The organism is Mycobacterium sp. ITM-2016-00316, assembly GCF_002968335.2.
Classification (GTDB): Bacteria; Actinomycetota; Actinomycetes; order Mycobacteriales; family Mycobacteriaceae; genus Mycobacterium.
Genome location: NZ_CP134398.1, coordinates 2733606 through 2756060, shown reverse-complemented (window position 1 = coordinate 2756060; position 22455 = coordinate 2733606). Strand labels below are relative to the sequence as shown.

12 protein-coding genes are annotated in these 22455 nt (G+C 67.8%); 3 read left to right on the top strand and 9 right to left on the bottom strand.

All coding sequences use genetic code 11. The annotated features are described in order from the left end of the window. Positions 1 to 3156 (bottom strand): isoleucine--tRNA ligase, encoded by a 3156-nt coding sequence (gene ileS / locus C6A86_RS13265; protein WP_105362383.1) that lies wholly within the window; start codon positions 3154 to 3156, stop codon positions 1 to 3. 229 nt (positions 3157 to 3385) lie between these two features. Then, a complete protein-coding gene (locus C6A86_RS13260) occupies positions 3386 to 4036 on the bottom strand; it encodes a hypothetical protein (RefSeq protein WP_105362384.1) in 651 nt (216 codons plus the stop codon). Between the two features lie 134 nt (positions 4037 to 4170). Here C6A86_RS13260 and C6A86_RS13255 point away from each other — a divergent pair, with 134 nt between their 5' ends. From C6A86_RS13255 to C6A86_RS13245, 3 genes are read left to right on the top strand one after another with little or no spacing between them, the layout of a single operon-like run. After that, entirely contained in the window at positions 4171 to 4548 is a 378-nt protein-coding gene (locus C6A86_RS13255) for a transcriptional regulator (RefSeq protein ID WP_105362385.1), read from the top strand. Positions 4549 to 4602: 54 nt separating this feature from the next. Then, positions 4603 to 5337 carry a hypothetical protein gene (locus C6A86_RS13250; RefSeq protein ID WP_105362386.1) on the top strand — a complete coding sequence of 245 codons (735 nt, stop codon included), beginning with the start codon at positions 4603 to 4605 and terminating at the stop codon, positions 5335 to 5337. A gap of 40 nt (positions 5338 to 5377) precedes the next feature. Then, a complete protein-coding gene (locus tag C6A86_RS13245) occupies positions 5378 to 6622 on the top strand; it encodes a glycosyltransferase (RefSeq protein ID WP_105362387.1) in 1245 nt (414 codons plus the stop codon). Here C6A86_RS13245 and C6A86_RS13240 read toward each other — a convergent pair. The 7 genes from C6A86_RS13240 to C6A86_RS13210 all read right to left on the bottom strand — a co-directional run bounded on the left by C6A86_RS13240 (position 6619) and on the right by C6A86_RS13210 (position 22446). After that, entirely contained in the window at positions 6619 to 7956 is a 1338-nt protein-coding gene (locus tag C6A86_RS13240; RefSeq protein WP_233212921.1) for a wax ester/triacylglycerol synthase family O-acyltransferase, read from the bottom strand. The genes C6A86_RS13245 and C6A86_RS13240 overlap by 4 nt on opposite strands. Before the next feature lie 47 nt (positions 7957 to 8003). Continuing rightward, the gene (locus tag C6A86_RS13235) at positions 8004 to 9755 is read right to left on the bottom strand and encodes an AMP-binding protein (protein ID WP_311101179.1); all 1752 of its coding nucleotides are present in this window, start codon (positions 9753 to 9755) and stop codon (positions 8004 to 8006) included. A 42-nt stretch (positions 9756 to 9797) separates the two neighbouring features. Beyond that, positions 9798 to 11132 carry a hypothetical protein gene (locus tag C6A86_RS13230; RefSeq protein ID WP_233213065.1) on the bottom strand — a complete coding sequence of 445 codons (1335 nt, stop codon included), beginning with the start codon at positions 11130 to 11132 and terminating at the stop codon, positions 9798 to 9800. 42 nt (positions 11133 to 11174) lie between these two features. Further along, on the bottom strand, positions 11175 to 12518 hold the full coding sequence (locus C6A86_RS13225; protein ID WP_105364130.1) for a hypothetical protein: 1344 nt from the start codon (positions 12516 to 12518) through the stop codon (positions 11175 to 11177). Between the two features lie 32 nt (positions 12519 to 12550). Continuing rightward, entirely contained in the window at positions 12551 to 14020 is a 1470-nt protein-coding gene (locus tag C6A86_RS13220; RefSeq protein WP_168145021.1) for a condensation domain-containing protein, read from the bottom strand. Positions 14021 to 14081: 61 nt separating this feature from the next. After that, positions 14082 to 20363, bottom strand: a complete 6282-nt coding sequence (pks2, locus tag C6A86_RS13215; RefSeq protein WP_105364135.1) for a sulfolipid-1 biosynthesis phthioceranic/hydroxyphthioceranic acid synthase — start codon at positions 20361 to 20363, stop codon at positions 14082 to 14084. A 769-nt stretch (positions 20364 to 21132) separates the two neighbouring features. Beyond that, positions 21133 to 22446, bottom strand: coding sequence for a serine hydrolase domain-containing protein (locus tag C6A86_RS13210; RefSeq protein WP_396835190.1), 1314 nt, complete (start codon positions 22444 to 22446; stop codon positions 21133 to 21135). Positions 22447 to 22455 lie beyond the last annotated feature (9 nt).

Below are 22455 nucleotides of genomic sequence, written 5' to 3'. Positions count from 1 at the left end.
TCAGGCCTTCGCGATGGTCACCCGCACGCCGTCCCCGATATCCGAACCCTGCGCAACGCTGCCGAATTCGAACGATGTGGCCAGCACCTCGCCGGAGATCAGGCCGGCATGGGTCTGCGCCCACTCCAGCTTCTCCACCGGAACATCGATCACCACGCTGATCCGGTCGGACACCTCCAGCCCGGTGGTCTTGCGCAACTCCTGCAGTTCCCGGATGCGGTCCTTGGCCCAGCCCTCGGCCTCCAGCTCCGGTGTGACCTGCCCGTCGAGCACCACCAGACCGGCGCCGTCGTCCAGCGCCGCGGTCCATTCCGGATCGGCGGCAACGAGTTTGGACGTGTATTCGGTAGGCAGCAGCGTCGTCGGACCGGCGGTCAGCGTGCCGTCGGGATTGACCACTCCCTCGCCGGCCTTGACCGCCTTGATCGCCGCCTGCACGTCCTTACCGATGCGCGGGCCGGCGGCCCGGGCGTTCACCGCCAGTTCGAACCGGCCGTAGCTGTCCACGTCATCGGACAGTTCGACCGCCTTGACGTTGAGCTCGTCGGCGATCAGGTCGGCGAAGGGCCGCAGACTCTGTGGGTTGCTCACCGCCACGGTCAGTTTCGGCAGCGGCAGCCGCACCCGGAGCTTCTTTGCCTTGCGCAGCGACGAGCCCGCCGAGCAGACCTCGCGCACTTGGTCCATGGCCGCCACCAGATCCGGATCGGCGGGCAGGTCGGCGGCCTCGGGCCAGTCGGTCAGATGTACCGAGCGCTGCCCCGTGACACCGCGCCAGACCACTTCGGAGACCAGCGGCAGCAGCGGCGCGGCGAGCCGGCCGGTCACCTCCAACACGGTGTGCAGGGTGTCGATGGCATCGCGGTCCTCTTCCCAGAAGCGCGAACGTGACCGCCGCACATACCAGTTCGTCAGAGCCTCGGTGAACTGGCGCAGCTGATCACATGCTCCGGAGATGTCGCAGGTGTCCAGCGAGAGCGTCAGATCGTCGCGCAACGCGGCCAGCTTGGCCAGGATGTAGCGGTCCAGCACGTGCGCCGAATCGGTACGCCAGGTGCCCTTCCGCGGCGCGTACAGCGTGAGGAAGGTGTAGGCGTTCCAGAACGGGAGCTGCACCTGCCGGACACCCTCGCGGATGCCCTGTTCGGTGACGATCAGGTTGCCGCCGCGCAAGATCGGCGAGGCCATCAGGAACCACCGCATGGCGTCGGACCCGTCGCGGTCGAACACCTCCGACACGTCCGGGTAGTTGCGCAGCGACTTGCTCATCTTCTGGCCGTCGTTGCCGAGGACAATACCGTGTGCGACACAGGTTTTGAACGCCGGTTTGTCGAACAGCGCAGTGGACAGCACGTGCATGGTGTAGAACCAGCCGCGGGTCTGGCCGATGTACTCGACGATGAAATCGCCGGGAAAATGCGCCTCTGCGCCACCATCGCCACTCACGCCATCGAACCACTTCTGGTTCTCGAACGGATAATGCACCTGCGCGTACGGCATCGATCCGGAGTCGAACCACACGTCGAGCACGTCCTCGATGCGCCGCATGGTCGAGTTCCCGGTCGGGTCATCGGGATTGGGGCGGGTCAGCTCGTCGATGAACGGCCGGTGCAGATTGTCGGGCCGCACCCCGAAATCGCGTTCCAGTTCGTCCAGGCTGCCGTAAACATCGGTGCGCGGGTAGGCCGGATCGTCGGACACCCACACCGGGATCGGGGTGCCCCAGTAGCGGTTTCGTGAGATCGACCAGTCACGGGCGTTCGACAGCCATTTGCCGAACTGGCCGTCCTTGACATGCTCGGGATACCAGGTGATGTCCTGATTGAGTTCGACCATCCGGTCCCTGAACTGGCTGACCTTGACGAACCAGGACGATACGGCGCGGTAGATCAACGGGTTTCGGCAGCGCCAGCAGTGCGGATAGGAGTGTTCGTAGGTCTCATGGCGCAGCAGCACCGGGGCATTCACCGCGGCCGGGCCGGTGCCGTTCTTGAGATCCCGGATGATCTGCTGGTTCGCGTCGAACACCTGCTGGCCGGCGTAATCGGGCACCGTCGCATCGAAGCGGCCCTTGGAGTCCACCGGCGTGACGGCGACGATATCGGCGGTGTCGGCGGTCGCCTTGTCGTCCTCGCCGTAGGCCGGCGCCATATGCACGATCCCGGTGCCGTCCTCGGTGCTGACGAAGTCCGCCCCGAGCACCTGGAATGAGTTGACCGCGTCCGCGAAGTACGGGAACGGCGGCAGGTAGTGCATGCCGAGCAGCTGCTCACCGAGGTGGGTCGCGACCACGACCGGTTCCTCGCCGAGTTCGCGTGCATAGGCGCCCAGGCGGGCCTCGGCGAGCACGAACCGGTGCCCGTCCGGGCCTTCGACGGTGACGTAGGAGACCGCCGGATTGACCGCGACGGCCTGGTTCGACGGCAGCGTCCACGGTGTCGTGGTCCAGATCAGCAGGTAGCTGCCGGCCAGGGGGCCGTCGGTCGCCTTGAATCCCACCGTGAGTGCAGGATCCTGCCGGCTCTTGTAGACATCGTCATCCATCCGCAGCTCGTGATTGGACAGCGGTGTCTCGTCATTCCAGCAGTACGGCAGCACCCGGTTGCCCTCATAGGCCAGGCCCTTGTCCCAGAGCTGCTTGAAGGCCCAGATGGTGGACTCCATGAAGTCCAGATCCAGTGTCTTGTAATCATTTTCGAAGTCGACCCAACGCGCCTGGCGGGTCACGTAGGCGCGCCATTCACCGGCGTATTTCATCACCGAGGCGCGGCAGGCATCGTTGAACTTCTCGATGCCGAGTTCTTCGATCTGTGCCTTGTCGGTGATCCCGAGCTGACGCTGAACCTCGAGCTCGGCGGGCAGACCGTGGGTGTCCCAACCGAACCGGCGCTCCACCTTGTATCCGCGCATGGTGCGGTAGCGGGGAACGATGTCCTTGACGTATCCGGTGAGCAGATGCCCGTAGTGCGGCAGGCCGTTGGCGAACGGCGGGCCGTCGTAGAACACGTACTCGGGCGCGTCGTCGCGCCGCGCGATACTGGCACGGAAGGTGTCGTCGGCACCCCAGTAGTCGAGGACCTCGGCTTCCAGCGCCGGGAAGTCAGGTGCTCCGGCGGCCGGCTTCGGGTAGACGGCCGGCTCGGGAGGTGGGGTCACTGTGTCGTCTCCTGTGCCCAGAGATTCAGGCACGGGGACGAACATCGCGACCGGTGCGCGAGCCCGCGGTACCACCCCGCTTGCACACCGCGCTGGGGTCAGCATGGTGCGCCGCTCATCTGGGCGATGACGAGCCCGACCGTCCGGTTCTACTGAGCGCCGAAACGCCGTTCTTCCGGAGGCTCCCCGGTGATGGCCGGATCAACGCCTGTGCAAAGGAGTCTAACGGTCAGGCGGCGTCGGTGAATCCGGGGATCGCCTCGGAGGTGATCTCGATCAGCGCCTGCGGGAACTGCTCGGCCAGTTCCTCGATGGTGTAGGCCTCGAACCGGCGGGCGTCGAACCACAGGTCCACCGCCACCAGGCCGTTGCTGCGGTAGGCACGCAACTCCAGCGCGTGCCCCTGCAGAGGTTCATCGGACGAGACCGGGCCTGCGCACCGGAACGCCAGCTCGGCCAGGGCCTGCCCGGGGGCCCGGACGGTGCAGCCGGCGAGCGCCGAGCACACATGTGCGAGTAGCTGGGTGGCGTCCAGGTCGGTCGGCATGACGCAGTCCAGGGCGATGATGTGCGAGTCGACGTCGACCGCCACCACACCGGTGCCGATGGTGCGGGCCACGGCCCGACCGAGCGCGGCCAGCAGGATCTTGCCGTTGAGAACGCCCAGGTGGGCGGCGGCGCCGTCGAGTTCGGCGCTGAGCAATGCCGACATCGGCACGGACATCTGGTGCAGGTCCGACCCGGCGGGAACACCGTCGACGTCGTGGTCGGCCAGCGCCAGAGAGGAGGCGATGTCGTGCGCCTGCCCGACAACGAGGTCGAAGCCCGACGCCGCGAAGTCGTCGACGTAGATCCGGTCCTGGAATAGCGGAGCAACCATGCAGCCGAGAATACAATGCGTGTCCCAAAATTGGGACATCACTCCCGAAAGTCTGACACCCCTGTCAATTAAGAAGATGGTGTCCGCTGTTCGGTTGCTAGCGCCCAAAGCCGGGATAACGCTATTGTTTGTGGGTGCCACGGACAGATGAGAACGGCAGACAGCTGAAAGCCCTGCTCGACTACCTCCTGGACGGGGACGTCGAAGCCAAGGACATCTACGACGCGCTGGACATCTCCAGCAGCACCTACTACCGGCGGATCAAAGAGAGCAGCTATCCCGACGCGGAGGAGTTGCGCCAGGTTGCCGACCGCTTCGCCTTGAGCTACCCCGATCTTCAGATCCGATTCGGCCTCATGAGCAGGCAAGAGGTGTGGAACTACATCGAATCCACGCCCTTCACCGTGACCGCCGTCCAGGATGCGGTCCGCGTGCAGACCGAACCGCAGCAACAGACCAGGCGTCCGAAACTCTCCGAATTGACGCCACGTAGCGACGCGCCGCCGCTGTAAGCAGTACTATTTGCTGGCAGGAAGTCAGCTCACAGGCCTCGAAGGCGACGCACGATGGAACTCACCGTACTGATTGCGATCACACTGTTGTGTATCGCGTGGAGTCTGTGGATTCGCCGTGTGACGTGGTCGTGCCGCTGGGAGGTCGCGGCCACCCTGAACATCGCGCTGCAGGGCGGTGCGATCCTGCTGATGTCGCCGTTGGCCTCGGAAACCCTGGGCAAGGCGCTGCACTCGGTGACCGGGATGTGGAATCTCGAAGACTTCGTCGGCCACGACATGTACATCGTCGCGGCCTCGGCCATCGTCTACAACGCTGTCGGCCGCCTGCAGGACGATCACCAGATGCAGCGCGCCTTCCGGCAGTACGTCGAGCTGCCCGCCACCCTGTGCATCCCGCTGCTGCTCGCCGCCTTCTCGCTGAGCAGCGCGCACGACGTGTACGCCCGGGACTTCTTCGCCTCCCCCACCGACAGCTGGCTGAGCCTCTACTGGGTGATGCTGTGCGGCATGCTGATCTATCTGCTCGGCTACGGTGCGCGCGCCCTGCTGGTGCTCCGCAAGGACCCGCGCTCGCGGCGGATCGCCAACGTCTACCTGGTCGCCTGCGCCAGCGGCATCATCGCGTGCATCATCAGGATCATGTCGGCGATCTTCCCGGCATTCCTGGCATGGGAACGCGGCGTCTTCGTGTGGATCTTCGCGTGCGCCTGCGGCGCCGGTTTCGCGCTGTCCTCGGCGCACTCCTGGCGGATCAAGACGAGATGGTTCTCCAAGGTCGACCGCTGAGACGTCCCAGCCCGTCCGGGACCACATACACTGCGACCTGATGAAAATCGTTGTGGCAGTCCACGGCACACGTGGCGATGTCGAACCCTGCACCGCTGTCGCCCGCGAACTCCGCGACCGCGGCCATCAGGTGCAGATGGCGGTCCCGCCGAACCTGATCGGCTTCGTCGCGTCCATCGGCTTCACCGATGCGGTGCCCTACGGCGTCGACTCCCAGAAACAGGTCGAAAGCGACGCATTCCAGAACTACTGGCAGTTCCACAACCCGCTGACCGTCGCCCGCAAGGCCATCGACTACTACACCGCGGGTTGGACCGAGATGAACGCGGCGCTGACCGACCTGGCCGCCGATGCCGACATCATCCTCACCGGCACCACCTATCAGGAGGTGGCCGCCAATGTCGCCGAACGCTACGGCATCCCCCTGGCGGCCCTGCACTACTTCCCGAACCGGCCCAACAGCCAGCTCATCCCGGTGCCGGCCCCGCGCTGGGTCGCGAAATCCGGGTTCGCGGTCATCGAGTGGGGTTTGTGGCGCGTCTCCAAGAAGGCCGAGGACGAGCAGCGCGCCACGCTAGGCCTACCCAAGACCGGCGTCCGGTCCGCCAAGCGCGTCGTCGACAACGGGACACTGGAGATCCAGGCCTACGACGAGATGTTCTACCCGGGGCTCTCCGCGGAATGGAACGGCAGCCGGGCCTTCACCGGCGCCATCACGCTGGGCCTGCAGACCGAGACCGATGACGAGGTGACCTCGTGGATCGCCTCGGGCAAGCCGCCCATCTACTTCGGCTTCGGCAGCATGCCGGTGCGATCCCCGGTCGAAGCGGTCACCATGATCACCGAGGTGTGTGCCGAACTCGGTGAACGCGCGCTGATCAGTTCGGGGGTCTGGGAACTCGACGCCATGCCCCACGCCGAACACGTCAAGCTGGTCGGTGCGGTGAACCATGCCGCGGTGTTCCCGACCTGCCGCGCGGTCGTCCACCACGGCGGCGCGGGCACCACCGCCGCGGGCGCACGCGCCGGCGTGCCGACCCTGGTGCTGTGGGTGTCCGCCGACCAGCCCGTCTGGGCGCGGCAGGTCAAGAAGCTGAGAATCGGTACGTCCCAGCGCTTCACCAGGATCACGAAGAAATCGCTGACCGAGGCGCTGCGCACCGTACTGGACCCCGAGGTGGTGGCGCGGGCCCGCGATTTCGCGACCCGGCTGGCCACTCCCGAGCAGAGCGTCACCATGGCCGCCGATCTGATCGAGCAGAAGGTGAAGGCCGGGGCGGTCTAGTTCGCGGGACCCTCGACGGTGCCCGCCAGCCCGAAATCGGCGAGCACCTTGAACACCACCTCGCGCAGGGCCTCCTTGGAGTTGTGCCGGCCCACCGACCACGAGCTGACCGACACCGCCACCCGGCCGCGTGACCGGCAGCCACCCAGCACCAACTGCCCGCCGATCCGGTTCAGCACCCGGCTGGTGATCTGCGGTTCCGCACCGCGCATCATCACGTAGTCGGCATCGGTCCCGTCGGGCCGGCTGAACGCCGGGCCCAGCTCACCCATGTTGGAGCAGCCGATGGGGCTGTTCACCGACAGCACCATGCCCTCCAGCCGGCGCAGCACCACGCGCGGGGTCAGCGGGGTCAACGGCAGCGGGCCGGTCATCCGTACCGAGGTTTCGGCCGACTCCGACAACGCCTTCTTCATGTCCGATCGCACCACGCTCAGATCCGTCAGAACCTGGTCGGGGTCGGCCGTCATCGTCGCCGCCACCAGCGCATTGGCCCGGGTGTCGCCCTCGGATCGCTCGCTGACCGGCCAGGACAGGTTCACCCGGCCGTCGGCACCGACGCGGCCCAGCAGCTGACCCAACCGGGCGGCCATCCCACAGAACAGCGAATTGCTGGTGCCGCCGAGGCGCTGGGCGCAGTCATCCCAGTGCTGCGCATCGACGAACACGACGACCGACGGGGCGACCATCGGCACGTCGTCGCCCGGCGGAACATCGCCGGCGGCCTTGAACGAGGTCGCCAACTCTTCGCGCTCGGCCCGTGCCACCCGCACCGATGCCGCCACCGCGGCGGCCATCTCCGGGACCGCGGCCAGCGTCTGCCGGGCATCCTGGGCCAGCGCCGCACGCCGTGTCCGGGATCGCGGTGGCGGATATCCGAGGTCGCGGTCGACACCGTTGACGGCATCGGTGACCGCGATGACCAGACCGTGGCCGTCGGCGATCGAATGCGAGACGACCAGGCTGACCGCCGCCGCTCCGTCGGTCAATGGCTGTACCGCCAGCCGCCAGCCGGGGCCGTGTTCCGGATCGATCGGTGTGCCCAGGCACTTGTCGGCCCAGTTCCACACGTCGGCGCGCGGACGTTCCTGCGCCGAGAGGTCGAGGGACTGCGGGTCGGCGTCGGCCACCCAGCGGTGCCGGCCGAACGGCAGCGCCGACCGCTCGATCCGACGTCCGAACAGTCCCTTGGCCAGATTGCGGCGGAATCGGCGCAATCCGTCCATATCGACCCCGCGGTCATACACCCAGACGGCCTGCACGATGGGCCCACGACCGAGTGCCCGTAGGCCGAGGAAGGACCCCTGGTCGATGTAGGCGAGGGTGTTGTCCACCCCCACATCGTAATTGCGCTCGTTCACCCGATCAGCCGGCGCGCACGTCAGGCCGTGGGCACCTTGTCGTCCAGCCGCGAGAACTCCTGCTTGTTGTACTTCTCCACACAGGATTGCCTGCGGATCTTGCCGCTGGTCGTGATCGGGATGGCGCCGCGTGGCACCAGCACCAGGTCGGCCGCGGCGATACCGTGCGTCTGCGAGACCGCGGAGGCGACATCCCGCTTGATCGTGAGCAGGTTCTCCACCACGGCCTCTTCGGTCTCGCCGCGCTTCTTGACCTCGATGATCGCCACCAGCTGCTCGCTGCGGTGCCCGTCGACCGCGATCGCCGCGACCCGGCCACCGGTGATCTCCTGGATGGTGGCCTCGATATCGTCGGGATAGTGGTTGCTGCCGCGCACGATCAGCAGATCTTTGATCCGACCGATGATGAACAGCTCGCCGTCGGAAAGGAAGCCGAGATCGCCGGTCCGCAGCCACGGACCCTCCGGCGTGCCCGCGGTCGGATTCTCGATGCGCCCGCCGAAAGTGTGCTCGGTCTGCTCGTCCTTCTCCCAGTAGCCCAGGCAGTTGTTCTCACCATAGGACCAGATCTCCCCGATACCGCCGGCCGGCACCTCCAGGCGGGTCTCGGCGTCGACGATACGCACCACCGGGTCCTCCGGGTGGCCGTACCCGACCAGCTTGGTACCGCTGCCGTCGGTGGTGCGCTCGGCCAGCCCGGCGGACAGCTTGTCCGGGTCGAAGGCCACCACGCTCGGCGGGCCGGGCACGCCGGTGCCGACGAACAGCGTCGCCTCGGCCAGCCCGTAGGAGGGCCGGATGACCCCCTCGTCGAAGTTGAACTTGGCGAACCGCTGGGAGAAACGCTTCAGGGTGGCCTCGTGCACGCGCTCGGCCCCGCTGTACACCGCGATGACATCGCCGAGGTCGATACCTTCGAGATCCTCGTCGGTGGTCCGGCCGGCCGCCAGTTCGAACGCGAAGTTCGGCCCACCGGTGACCACCCGCGGGAAGCTGCCCATCAGCTGGATCCAGCGCGCGGGCCGGGCCAGGAACGACAGCGGTGTGGTGAACACGGTGCTCCAGCCGCCCAGGATCGGTGCGACGATACCGAGCAGCAGACCCATGTCGTGGTAGAAGGGCAACCAGGACACCACGTGGGCGCCCGAGGGCGGGACCTTGCCGAAATGCGGGAAGAACGCGCACATCATCTGCTCGAAGTTCGAGGTCAGATTCCGGTTGGTCACCATGACGCCGGCCGGGGTGCGGGTGGACCCGGAGGTGTACTGCAGGTACGCAGTCTCCGGCTTCTCCTCGCGGCTGGACAGCGACTTGCGCCGAGCGTCCAGATCCAGGGCGTCGACCTCGATGACCGCGGCCGCCGCCGCGCCATCGTCGGTTTTCGCGTACTCGGCGACGGTCGCGGCGACCGCGGAGGTGGTCAGGATGATCGACGGGGCCGAGTCCTTGATCACCGCGGAGACCCGCTCATCGTGCTGGCCGACCATCGGTACCGACAGCGGCACCGCGATGATGCCTGCCTCCAGCGCGGCCAGGAAGCCGATGACATACTCCATGCCCTGCGGTGCCAGGATGACGGCGCGATCGCCGAGCTGGCCGATGGCGCGCATCTCGACGGCCAGGCTGCGCACGCGCCGGTTCAGCTGCGCCCAGGTCAGGGTGGTGGCCACCCCGTCCCACTCGTGGTCGTAATCCATGAAGGTGTACGCAATGTCCTCGGGCTGGAGGCTCGCGCGTTCGCGGAGCACGCCAATGAGGGAGGTATCGGACATCGGGTATGTGCCTTTCTCAGCCGTGCAAATCGAAATGCAGTATTAAACGAACACGCCGGTCAGATTGAATTCGGCCAGTGTCTCCGCGGTCAGTTCCCGCAGCCGGGTCTTCGTGTTCTCGGCGCCGGACTGATAGGCGACGATGCCGATGATGATCTTGCCACTGATACGTCCAGATACCACGACCAGCTGTCCGTCGCCCTGTTCCAGTTCGCCGCGCGGGGTGGCCTGATCGACGCCGTAGAACGACGTGTACTCGGCTTCGGTGCCGTCCACGCTGGTCAGTACCGGTGGGAGATCACCCATGTTCGAGCACACCACCGGCATGTCATCGGAGGCGATCATCATGTCCGCGACCTTCTTGACCAGACGCTTGGGCACCAGCGGCGTCAGCGGCATCAATTCCAGGATCTCGTCGGGCTGATCCTTGGCCGACTTCAGTGCGTTGCGCAGGATCACCCGGGTGGCGCTGAGATCCTTGGTCACATCGGTCGGATCGACCTTGGCGTTGACCAACGTCATCGCGTTGGCGCGGACGTCGGTTTCGGAGGTGCGGTCGCTGATGGCGATCAGCAGCGACACGTTGCCGTCCGGATTTCGGCGGCCCATCCGCTCACCCAGCTTGGCGCTGATGGCCGCCAGCAGCGAGTAGCCGTTACCGCCCAGTGCCGCGGCGCGGGCATCCCACTCGGCCAGATCGACGTAGGTGGTGATCGCCGGGACGATGACCCGCTCGTCGGGGTTGGCGACCGGCGGGCGTACCGGCTTCGGGGTCGCGGCAGCCTCCTGCCCACCGGCGCGCAGCACTTTGACCGCCTTGCGCGCCGCGCGGCCGATCTCGGGCAGACCGCGAACGGTCTCGCGCAGGTCGGCGGCGATCGCCCGCCCGGTGCGCCGCGACAGCGGCGGCGGGTATCCGATGTCGATGTTGGCGCCCGCCACCGCGGTGCCGACCGCGAGCAGGGCAGCGACACCGTCACCGAGGCAGTGCGAACCCACCACCGAGATGGCGGTCACCCCTTCGGTGAACGACTGCACGGCCATCTGCCAGCCGGGCCCGGTCTCCGGATCGATCGGGACCTGCGCCCACTGGTCGGCCCAGTCACTGATCTGCTCGCGCGGCAACGGGTCGGTGTTGATGTGCAGCGGGGCCGCCGGCCCCAGCGCGGACACCCAGCGGTAGCGCCCGAACGGCAGCGGCGAGCGCTCGACACGGCGGCCGGCCATCCCGTAACCGAAGTTGCGGTGGAACCGCCGCACCGCGTCCATGTCGACGGGATGCTCGTAGACCCACACCACCTTGATCAGCTGAACCCGGCCGGTGGCCCGGTTCGCACGCACCAGCGCCTCGTCCCACAGCGTCAGCCGGTTGCCCACGGCGTCGCCGTTAGTGAACTCCAAAAGACCTGTCCCCCATCACTATTCGATCATGCCGGACAGCTCGAAGGCTGCGAGCGTCTGCCCGAGCTCGGCCTTCAGCCAGGCGGTGGTGTTCTCCGCACCCGGCGCGTAGGCGGCGAAGGTGAGCGTCTCCGTGCCGTTGATCCTGCCCGCGACCACGGTCAGCAGACCACAGCGCTCCTCCAGGGCGTGCCTGGTTGCGACGCGGTCGATACCGCGCAGGAAGACGAAGTCGGCCTCGGTCCCGTCGAGATTGGGCAGGCCCTCGGGAACGTCACCCATATTTGAGCAGGACACCGGCAGCTCGGTGCTGAAGCCGAACGCCACATCGGCCATCTTCCTGACGACCCGTTTCGGGATGAACGGCGTCAGCGGCAGCAGCGCCAGATTCTCGTCGGGCACCTCGCGGGCAACCCGCAGCCCTTCCTTCATCGCCGCGCGCGCCTTGGTGAGATCGGTGGTCACCTTCATAGGGTCGATGGCCAGGTTGACCAGCACCACCGCGTTGGCGCGGGTGTCGCCGTCGCCGGGCAATCTGTCGCCCTGCGGGATGTTGAGCGTCACCATGCCGTCGGGTCCCACGCGCCCGATCTGCCGGGCGAGCGTGGCGACGAACCCGGCGACCAGCGAATGCCCGTTGCCGCCGAGCTCGGCCGCGCGCCGGTCCCAGTCGTCGAGCTTGACGCACACGGTGGCCGACGGGGTGAACACCTGATGATCCGGTCCACTGACGACGGGCTTGGTACCACCGGCCTTCGACAGTTCACCGCGCCGGCGGACCGCCTGCTTGGCGGCCTCGACCAGCGTGCGGCCCACCTCGGGCAGTCCGCGGACGGTGTCGCGCAGATCTGCGCGCAGCGCCTGCCCGCGGGTCCGCGACGCCGGTGGCGGATAGCCGTAGTCGAGGGTACGGCCGTGGATGGCGTTGACCATCGAGGCGAGCGCACCCCCACCGTCGCTCACACAATGCGAGATCACGATGCTGATCGCCGTCGAGCCGTCGATCATCGGGAGCACCCCGACATGCCATGCCGGGCCGAACTCCGGATCCAGCGGCATCGTGGCGCGCTCGTCGATCCAGCGTCCGAGCTCGCTGCGTTCGCGGGGCTCGTCGAAATCCAGGTCCGATTGCGGGCCCAGCGCGGAGACCCAGCGGTGCCTCCCGAAGGGCAGCGCTGAACGCTCGATACGCCGACCGAGCAGACCGTGCCCGATGCACTGGTGGAATCGCCGGACACCATCGAGGTCGACGGGCCGCTCGTAGATCCACACCACCTGCATCACGGCCTCCTGGCCGGTGGCGCGCAGCCCGAGGAACATCGCCTGATCGGTGAAATCGAGCCGGTTATCGGCACGGGTCATCGCTTCGGTACCTCCGATAACGACAACGGCGGTCAGGCCGTCTTGAGGTCCAGGTCGACGGCATCCGCGGCGATGGCGGCGACCGCGACGCTCCGGCCCTCGACGACGCTCAAATACACCGACTTCATTGCCTGGAGGTAGCGCAGCACCGACTCCCGGGCAATCGGGTTGCTCGGGAAGGCGGCGGTCACCGTGGTTTCCTGCTCGACCCGGTTCACCCACATCCCGACCTGATAGGCCGACCGCGAATCGCTGTAGATGGTGCCGTTGAGGCGCTGCCATTCGGCGATCACACCGGGTGACAGCAGACCGGCGTCCAGGTAGGACAGCATCGGCACACCGGATTCCGGCGGGCGCAGGCCGTGCGATTCGGCACCCAGCTCCAGTACCCGCTCGACCGGCACATGGGCCAGGTCCAGACCGCCGTCGAACGACTCCTGGGCAGCGCGAGCGGTGTCGCCGAACGCATCTACCTCGACGGGCACGGTGATCGGGACCAGGCCGGTGAACCAGCCGGTGGTCATGAACTCCGCCGGAGTGCGACGCGTCGTGGTCGGGGTGATGACCCGGTAGGTGTCCGCCCCTGTCAGCGCGGCGTTGGCGATGGCACCGCAGGCGAATACGCCGCCGCTGAAGCGGGCGCCGGCGGTGATGCAGGCCTGCTCGAACTTGTCGCCCTGCTCCTTGTCGAGCAGCTGCACGGTGATGACGTCACCGGTGTAGGCCACCGACGGGTCGCCGAGCGGCAACGGGAACGTGGGCAGGGTGCCGCCGTTGTGCTGCAGGAACTCGATCCAGCTGCGGACCTCCGGCGAGTCGGTGGTCAGCGCGGACACGTATGCGTGCTGCTCGCGGCAGTAGGTGTCATAGCTGCCCGGCTCGGGCAGCTTCAGCGGCGCCGCGCCCTCGACCAGCGTGTTGTACATCATGTGGATCTCGACGAAGGCCAGTCCCATGAACATGGCGTCGGTGTGCACATGGTCGACGCTGATGTAGATGGTGAAGTGATCCTCGCGCTGGATCATCCCGATGTGGAAGCAGTCCCACACCCACGGGCTGGCGGTGGCCAGCACGTGATCGCGCCACTGTGACGCGGTCATCTGGCCGTGCTCGACGGCGGCGAACTTGATGTCCCGCGGGTTGGTCAGGGTGTGGCGCACGATGTTGCCGCTGCCGGCGGCCGCGCCGGCGTCCGTTTCGACGTACTCGAACCAGCTGTGGAAGGTGTCATGCCTGCGCAGGTACGCGTTGATGACATGGGTCATCGCCCGCACATCGCAGCGCCCCGGGATGTCCCAGGAAGGGATGTTCAGTCGGGCCATATCGGTGCCGGAGGACTCGTGCTTCCGATAGGCGAGCAGGTGCTGAGCCTGCTGATAACTCACCGGCACATCGCTGACCGGCGCGTCCTTGACCTTGGCGAGCGTTGACCGGGTCGGATGCCAGGAAGTGACGGCACCGGGTTCGCCGACCCAGTCGTGGATCGGTTTCATCGCAACCACTATTCATCTCCTGCTTCGACGACGTCGGACCGCGGATCGCGCGACGCTGCGCAACCCCTGGTCATGACGGAACCGATACTTCGTCAGGTGCCAGCACATCGCACAGGCGATCGGCCAGCACCCTGATCGTGGAAATATCTGTCGATCCGATACGAATACCTGTCTCCGCTTCGATGCGGGTGCGTACTTCGAGCGTGCCGAGCGAATCCAGTCCGTACTCGGCGAGCGGACGGTCCGGGTCGACCGACCGGCGCAGGATCAAGCTGATCTGCTCGGCGATCATCCGGCGCATCCGCGCCGGCCACTCGTCCCGCGGCAGCTCATGCAACTCTGCAAGGAATGCGCTGCCGGTGTTGCGCTGCCCGGACGATTGGAACGCCTCGGCGAACTTGCTCGTCTGGGCGAACGCGGCCAGCCACGGTGTGCCGACCACGGGCGCGTAACCGCTGTAGGCACGATCGTGCCGCAGGAGGGTCTCGAACGCAAAGGCACCTTCCTCCGGCTCGATGGCGGCCTCGCTACTTTCGGCCAGGGCCGCGCCCGCGCCGATCTCGGCCCACGGGCCCCAGGCGATCGACGTGCTGGGCAGGCTCTGGCTGCGCCGCCAGTGCGTGAACGCGTCCAGCCAGCTGTTGGCCGCGGCGTAGGCGCCCTGGCCCGGTGAACCGACCAGCGCGGCCGCCGAGGAGAACACGCAGAACCAGTCCAGGGTCTGCTTGGCGGTCGCGCGGTGCAGGTTCAGCGCGCCGTATACCTTGGGCGCCCAGTCGCGTTCCACCAGGTCATCGGTGATGTTCGGGATTGCGGCGTCCTCGATGACGGCCGCGCCGTGCAGCACACCACGCAGCGGCAGGCCGGTGGCGCAGGCCGCCACCACCAGTCGTTCGGCGGTATCCGGCTCGGCGATGTCCCCGAGTTCGACCTCGACTTCGGTGCCGGAGTGACGGATCCGCTCGACGACCTCCTTGGCGGCGGTCGAAGGAGCCGACCGGCCGTTCAGGATGATCCGGCCGGCGCCGGAGTCGGCGAGCTTCTCGGCCAGGAACAGACCGAGGCCACCCAGACCGCCGGTGACGACGTAGGCGCCGTCGCGACGGACCGCCTGCGCCTCCTCGGGCGGCACGACCGCGTTGATCTGACCGCCGTGCGGGATATCGAGGACCAGCTTGCCGGTGTGCTCGGCGGCGCCCATCACGCGGATGGCGGTGGCGCCGTCCTCGAGCGGGTAGTGCGTCGTCTCGGGCAACGGCAGCACTCCGTCGGCGATCTGCTGGTAGCAGACCTCCAGCAGGCGTCGAAGGGTGTCCGAATTGGTCAGCGACAGCAGCGCCAGATCCACCGCGTAGAACGACAGATTGCGCCGGAACGGGAACAGCCCCATCCGGGTGTCGCCGTAGATGTCACGCTTGCCGATCTCGACGAACCGGCCGCCGAAGGACAGCAGTTCCAGGCCGGCCTTCTGCGCCGCTCCGGTCAGCGAGTTCAGCACGATGTCCACGCCGTATCCGTCGGTGTCCCGACGGATCTCATCGGCGAAATCGGTGCTGCGCGAATCGTAGACGTGCTCGATCCCCATGCCCCGCAACAGTTCCCGCCGAGCCTCACTACCGGCGGTGGCGTAGATCTCGGCGCCGGCGGCACGCGCGATGGCGATCGCCGCCTGCCCGACCCCGCCGGTGGCGGAGTGGATGAGCACCTTGTCGCCGGCGCTGACGCGGGCCAGGTCGTGCAGGCTGTACCAGGCGGTGGCGTGCGCGCTGGGCACCGCGGCCGCCCGATTCGTCGGCAATCCCGGCGGCAGCGTGACCGCCAGATTGGCATCGCAGGTCACGAAGGTCGCCCAGGCGCCGTCGGCGGAGATGCCGCCGACCCGGTCGCCCACCTTGTGGCCGGTGACACCCGGGCCGACGGCGGTGACCACACCGGCGAAGTCCGCCCCCAGCTTGGGCATCCGGCCCTCGAAGCTGGGGTACTTGCCGAACGCCACCAGGACGTCGGCGAAATTCAGGTTGGATGCGGTGACCGAGACCTCGATCTGGCCGGGCCCGGGCGCGACCCGCTCGAAGGCGGCCAGCTCAAGGGACTGGATGTCACCGGGTACGCGGATCTGCAGCCGCATACCGTCGCGCGCCGGGTTGACGACCGTGGTGCGCCGTTCCTCCGGGCGCAGCGGGCCGGGAACCAGGCGGGCGACGTACCACTCGCTGCCGCGCCATGCCGTCTCGTCCTCATCACTGCCGGACACCAGCTGCGCGGCGATCTGCGCGGCGTCGGTGTAGTCGTCGACGTCGATCTGAGCGGTCTTCAGCTGCGGGAACTCGGTGCCGATGACCCGCACCAGACCCCGCAGACCGGCTTCGTCGAGGTTGGCGGAGTCATCGGAGAGCACGGTCTGGGCGTTGCGGGTCAGCACATGCAGCCGCGGCGCCTCCCCCGGCGTCTCGGGCAGCTCGCGCACGATCTTCACCAGGTGGCGCACATTGTCGCCGCCCCGCACACCGGACTGCTCATCGGTGACACCGTGCCGCGGCGGGGTGACCACCAGGACGTCGCCGAACTGCTGCGCCGCCAACTGCTCACGCAGCCGCGCGGCGTGCGCATCGTGGTCGGAGTGCTGGGGCCACACCATGGTGGTGACATCGATGTCGTGGCTCTTGAGCGCGTCGGCCAGCTTGGTGGCCAACAGATCAGCCGCATCGGAGGTACTGATCAGCAGCCAGCGACCGGCGTCGCGGTAATCCACCTCGGGCAGATCCTGCTGGCGCCACTCGATGGTCAGCAGCCGGTCACTGAAGGTGCGGTCGCGCTGGCCGCTGTCGGAGACACCGGTGCCGACCCGCAGGCCACCGACGGACAGCAGCACAGCCCCGTTCTCGTCGAGCAGGTCGAGGTCCACCTCGACGGCGGCCGCGGTGACGCTGACGATGCGGGCGTAGCAGTAATGCGCGTTGCGGGTGGAAGCGTAGGTGCGCAACCGCCGCACACCGAGCGGCAGCATCAGGGTGCCGGTGGTGTCGCTGCGCAGCACCGGATGGGCACCGACGGCCTGGAAGCAGGCGTCCAGGAGCGCGGGGTGCACCCCGTAGGCGCCCTGCTGGGAGCGGATCGATCCGGGCAGCGCCACCTCGGCGAGCACCGAGTCCGACGGACCGTCGGATTGGTCACGGTCGCTGTCGTCGCTGACGTTGACGGCCACCAGACCGGCGAAGGCCGGGCCGTACTGGACGCCGCGCTGGTTGTACCAGCCGCGCATCTCGGCACCGTCCACCCGCAGCGGGTGGGCCGCGATGACGGCGTCGATGTCCAGCGTGGCGGGCGCGCTCTCGTCCTCGCCGGCGCGCAGCGTGGCGGAGGCCCGCTTGACCTGCTCGCCCTCCAGGTAGGTCTCCACGGCGAAGTCCGCACTTCCGGTCCCGGTGACCGTGGCGGCCGCGGAGACCTCGGTGTTCTCCTCCAGGAGCAGGAGTTGATCGAAGGTGATGTCGTGCACCTCGCCGGTATCGCCGTGGACGGTACGCGCGGCGGCCAGCGCCATCTCGCAGTACGCGGCACCGGGCAGGGCGGCGACGTTGTGCACCTGATGGTCGCCCAGCCAGGGCTGAGTCTCCGTGCCGACATCTGCCTGCCAGGCGTGACGTTCGGGCTCCTCGGGCAGCCGCACGTGCGCACCCAGCAGCGGATGCACGGCGATGGTGGCGCCGCCGGGCGCCAGCTCGTGCGGATCGCGCACCAGCATGAGCTCGCGGTGCGTCCAGCTCGGCAGCGGTGCGTCGACCAGGTTGCCGGACGGGTACAGGACCGAGAAATCGATGTGGGCACCCGCGTTGTGCAGGTCGGCGAGCACGGCGCGCAGCCCGTACGGCAGTTCCTGTTCGCGGCGCACACTGGCCAGCGCGGCATGGCTGATGTCCAGGCTGCTGGCCGTCTGGTCGACGGCGTGGGTCAGCAGCGGGTGCGGGGACAGCTCGGTGAACACCCGGTAGCCGTCTTCGAGTGCGGCCTGCACGGCGGCCGCGAAGCGCACCGCGTGGCGCAGGTTGTCGACCCAGTAGTCGGCATCCCAGTCGGCGATGTCGCGGGGGTCGTACAGCGTTGCCGAGTAGTACTCGACGTTCGGCTCGGACGGCTCCAGATCCTCCAGCGCGTCGGCCAGGTCATCGAGGATCGGATCCACCTGCGGCGAATGCGAGGCCACGTCCACGGCGACCTCGCGCGCCATCACGTCGCGGCTCTCCCAGTCGGCAACCAGCTCGCGGATCGACTCCTTGGCGCCACCCACGACGGTCGACTTGGGCGACGCGACCACCGACAGCACCACGTCGTTGATACCGCGTGCGGCCAGCTCCGAGAGCACCTGCTGGGCGGGCAACTCCACCGAGGCCATCGCACCGGAACCGGCGATGGTGGCCATCAGCTTGGAGCGCCGGCAGATCACCTTGACACCGTCTTCGAGGGTGAGCACGCCGGAGACCACGGCTGCGGCGACCTCGCCCATCGAGTGGCCGATCACCGCGCCGGGCAGCACGCCGTAGGCCTTCAACGTCGCGGCCAGCGCCACCTGCATGGTGAACACGGTCGGCTGCACCTTGTCGATACCGGTGACGGTGACCGAGGCGCGCAGCTCCTCGGTGACCGAGAAGCCGGACTCGGCGGCGATCAGCGGTTCGATCTCGGCGACGGCCGCCGCGAAGGCGGGTTCGCTCGTGAGCAGTCCGGCGCCCATGGCCGCCCACTGCGAGCCCTGGCCGGAGAACACCATCACCGGGCCGCGGTCGTCCTTGGCCACCGCGCCCTGATACGGCGTCTCGCCGTCGGCGACCTCGCGCAGTGCCGCGACGAGGGTGGCGTGATCGTGGGCCAGCACCGTGGTGCGCACCGGGCGGTGCGCACGGCGCCGGGCCAGGGTGTAGGCCAGGTCGTGCAGATTCAGGGTGTCGGCGCGCTCGGTGACCCAGTCGGCCAGCCGGCCGGCGGTGCTACGCAGGCCCTCCGCCGACGTCGACGACAGCACGAAGATCTGCGGGCCGTCGGCCCCGGTGTCCGCCGCGGCGGCGACGGGGGCCTCTTCGAGGATCGCGTGCACATTCGTGCCGGACAGACCGTAGGCGGACACCGCGGCGCGCCGGGGCTGCTCGCCGGCCGGCCACGCGGTGGCGGCCGTGGGCACGTACAGGTCGGTCTTGATGCTCGCCAGCTCGTCGGGCAGCCGGCTGAAGTGGATGTTGGGCGGCACGGTGGCGTGCTGCAGCGCAAGCACGCTCTTGATCAGTCCGATGGCTCCCGAGGCGGACTGGGAGTGGCCGAAGTTGGTCTTGCACGAGCCCAGTGCGACCGGGCCGGCGCCGCCGTAGACCGCGGCGAGGCTGGAGTACTCGATCGGGTCACCGACCGGGGTGCCGGTGCCGTGCGCCTCGATCAGGCCGACGGTCTGCGCATCCACCGCGCCGACCGCCAGCGCCTCCTGGTAGACGGCGACCTGCGCGTCACGGGACGGGGTCGCGATGTTGACGGTGTGGCCGTCCTGGTTGGCGGCGGTGCCGCGGACGACCGCGAGAACCCGGTCACCGTCGCGCTGGGCATCGGCGAGCCGCTTGAGCAGCACCACTCCGACGGCCTCACCGGGGACGAATCCGTCGGCTGCGGCGTCGAAGGCATGGCAGTGTCCGGTGGGCGAGAGCATGCCCTGGGCCGAACCCGAGGACAATTTGCGGGGCTCCAGCACGATCGTCACGCCACCGGCGAGCACCAGATCGCTCTCGCCCTCGTGCAGGCTTCTGGCTCCCATGTGCAGCGCCAGCAGGCCCGAGGAGCAGGCGGAGTCCACCGAGGAGGCCGGGCCACGCAGACCGAGGTGATACGAGATACGCCCGGAGGCCAGGCTGAAGTTGTTGCCGGTGAAGCCGTAGGGACCCTCGATGGCATGGGCGTCGGCGGCGACCAGTTGGTAATCGCCATGGGTCAGGCCCATGAACACACCGGTGCGCGAACCCTCCAGGGACGCCGGATCGACGCCGGCGTGCTCGATCGCTTCCCACGCCGTTTCCAGCAGCAGCCGGTGCTGCGGATCGACGGCGGTGGCCTCCCGATCGCTGATACCGAAGAAGTCGGCGTCGAAGCCCGCTACGTCGTCGAGGAAGGCGCCCCATTTGGACACCGAGCGACCGGGGACTCCGGGCTCGGGGTCGTAGTACTCGTCGGCATCCCAGCGGCTCTCCGGGATCGTGGTGACGAGGTCCTGACCCTTGAGCAGCGCCTGCCACATCTGGTCAGGTGAGTCGATTCCGCCAGGCAATCGGCACGCCATCCCGATGACGGCGACCGCTGTGACAGGTGTCTCAACCACGTAGTTCAAACCTCTTCCAGGCGGGTACTGCAAGACTGAGCAAGCAAATCTGCGGCGTGTGGACTACCTTGGGCGCCTTTGCGCGCAGGCCCTGTTTCCTTTCCCGCACCTCGCTGAGACTCGTCCGTGAGTCGGTAGCGTAGTCGTCTCCGTTGACGATGGCGTTAAAAACTGAGCAAATCCACTGAGGACTCTACAGCTTCTAGTGCCGCGAGGCGCAGGCTACACCAGCTACATCCTCGACATCCAGCAACTTCCCGATAGTGCCGCAACCTGCGGATCCATTGTCTTATTGACGTTTTAGTAAATGTGATGCGGCTCACCTTGTCAAGCCGGGTATTAGCCAGAGCTCAGTTCAGCAAACAAGTTCGGCAAACTTATCAATTGCCGCGACGGCGCACTCGAGGCGCGCCGAGACGTCCAGCCAACTCACAAATTGATCCACATAGGGCCTCTAGCACTGGAAACACCCGTAACAACTACCCCAGAGTAAGTACGGACACGGGCCCGGTGGGCGCTCAGGCGGCGCCGGCGGCCGGTCGGAAAACTCCTATGGCAATTCAAAGACGTGTAACGGAAACCGCACACGCGGGCGCGTTGACCATTCCCGGCGTGGTCGGCTGGATTTCGGGTTCGGGACACCTTCCACATGATTGGCACAGCCAACGTTCAGGGGCCGTAGCAATATCATGCGACCGGCGGTACCACCTGCATATTTGCGGGAGCAAGCAAAACTTCGGGCAACCGAAATCGCCCTCGGCGCAGCCCGTCAGACGGCCGCGGCGGAGGGCCCCGCGAAGGCCGTTCCGAGCCGCGGGATGGCCTCGAATCCGCGGTCCCGAGCACGCGCCGCGCCGCGCCGGATGAGCGCGGCGGTGGCCACGAAGCCCGCCTGGTCAGCCAACACGAGCGGGGTCAGCAGGCGGTTGTGCACGTACCCGAAGGCCAATCCGGTGGCCGGATCGGCCCAGCCGAGCGAGCCTCCCAGGCCGACGTGCCCGAAGCCCGGCAGCATGCCGGGAAAGGGCAGCGAGTGGTAGCCGAGATGGAAGGCCATCGGTAGCACGATCGAGCCGTCCGGATGCAGACTGCGCGGCCCGGTCAGGCCGGCCACCAGCTCTCGGGAGAGGAACCGGTTGCCGTCGAGGTCTCCCCCGTTGGCGATCGCGCCGTACATCCGGGCCAGGGCGCGCGCCGTCGCGACACCGTTGGCCGATGCCATCTCGCTGTCCAGCAGTGGCGTATCGCCCTGCACCATCGACTTCATCCCCGGGAAGTACAGCGCTCCCAGACCGCCGGACCACGGCAGCGCGGCCAGATGCGGCGCCACCGCGTTGAAGATCGGGTTCTGCAGGTGCCGCTGCGGGCCGATGATCTGCGCCGGCTGCGTCGGCGCCGCCACCGGCGGACGGCCGAGATGCACACCGTCGACGTCGAGCGGTGCCGCCAGTTCCCGGCGGAACAGCTCCCGCATGCCGAGGCCGGTCACCGACCGGGCCAGGCCGGAGACCAGCCAGCCGTAGGTCACCGCGTGGTAGGCCGGGCGCCCCCGCAGCAGACCGGCCGGTGCGGCGGCGATTCGCTCCTCCATCCCGGTGTGGTCGAGCAGATCCGCTCTGCTGACTCCGTTGAGCTGGGACAGGCCGGCCCGGTGCCGTAACACCTCGCGCACCGTGATGGCGGCCTTACCGTTGGCGCCGAATTCGGGCCAGTACTCCGCCATGGGGGCGTCGTAGTCGATGAGCCCGCGGTCCACGAGCCGGTGGATGACGGTCGAGGCCATCCCCTTCGTCGCGGAGAACACCATCGCGCCGGTGTCCGCGCTCCAGTGCTGCCTGCCCTTCCGATCGGCCCACCCGGTCCACACGTCGACGACGGGGACGCCGTCCAGATAGACCGACAGCGCACCGCCACCGAATCGGGGATGCCCGAAGAGCTTGCCGAACGCCGATACCGCGCATGCGAAGTTGGGGTCCGCCGCACCCTGGATCCCGCGGGGCAACGCATTGCCATCGGGGATCGCCGCGCTATTGCCGATCTCGGTGGGCGCCGCGCTGCGCTCACCATCTATCGCGTAGGTCACAGTCAAACC

Excerpts from the sequence above, each read along its gene's own strand:
- C6A86_RS13250 (WP_105362386.1), top strand. The coding sequence starts at position 4,603 with ATGGAACTCACCGTACTGATTGCGATCACACTGTTGTGTATCGCGTGG.
- C6A86_RS13225 (WP_105364130.1), bottom strand. The coding sequence starts at position 12,518 with ATGACCCGTGCCGATAACCGGCTCGATTTCACCGATCAGGCGATGTTC.
- C6A86_RS13235 (WP_311101179.1), bottom strand. The coding sequence starts at position 9,755 with ATGTCCGATACCTCCCTCATTGGCGTGCTCCGCGAACGCGCGAGCCTC.
- C6A86_RS13260 (WP_105362384.1), bottom strand. The coding sequence starts at position 4,036 with ATGGTTGCTCCGCTATTCCAGGACCGGATCTACGTCGACGACTTCGCG.
- C6A86_RS13245 (WP_105362387.1), top strand. The coding sequence starts at position 5,378 with ATGAAAATCGTTGTGGCAGTCCACGGCACACGTGGCGATGTCGAACCC.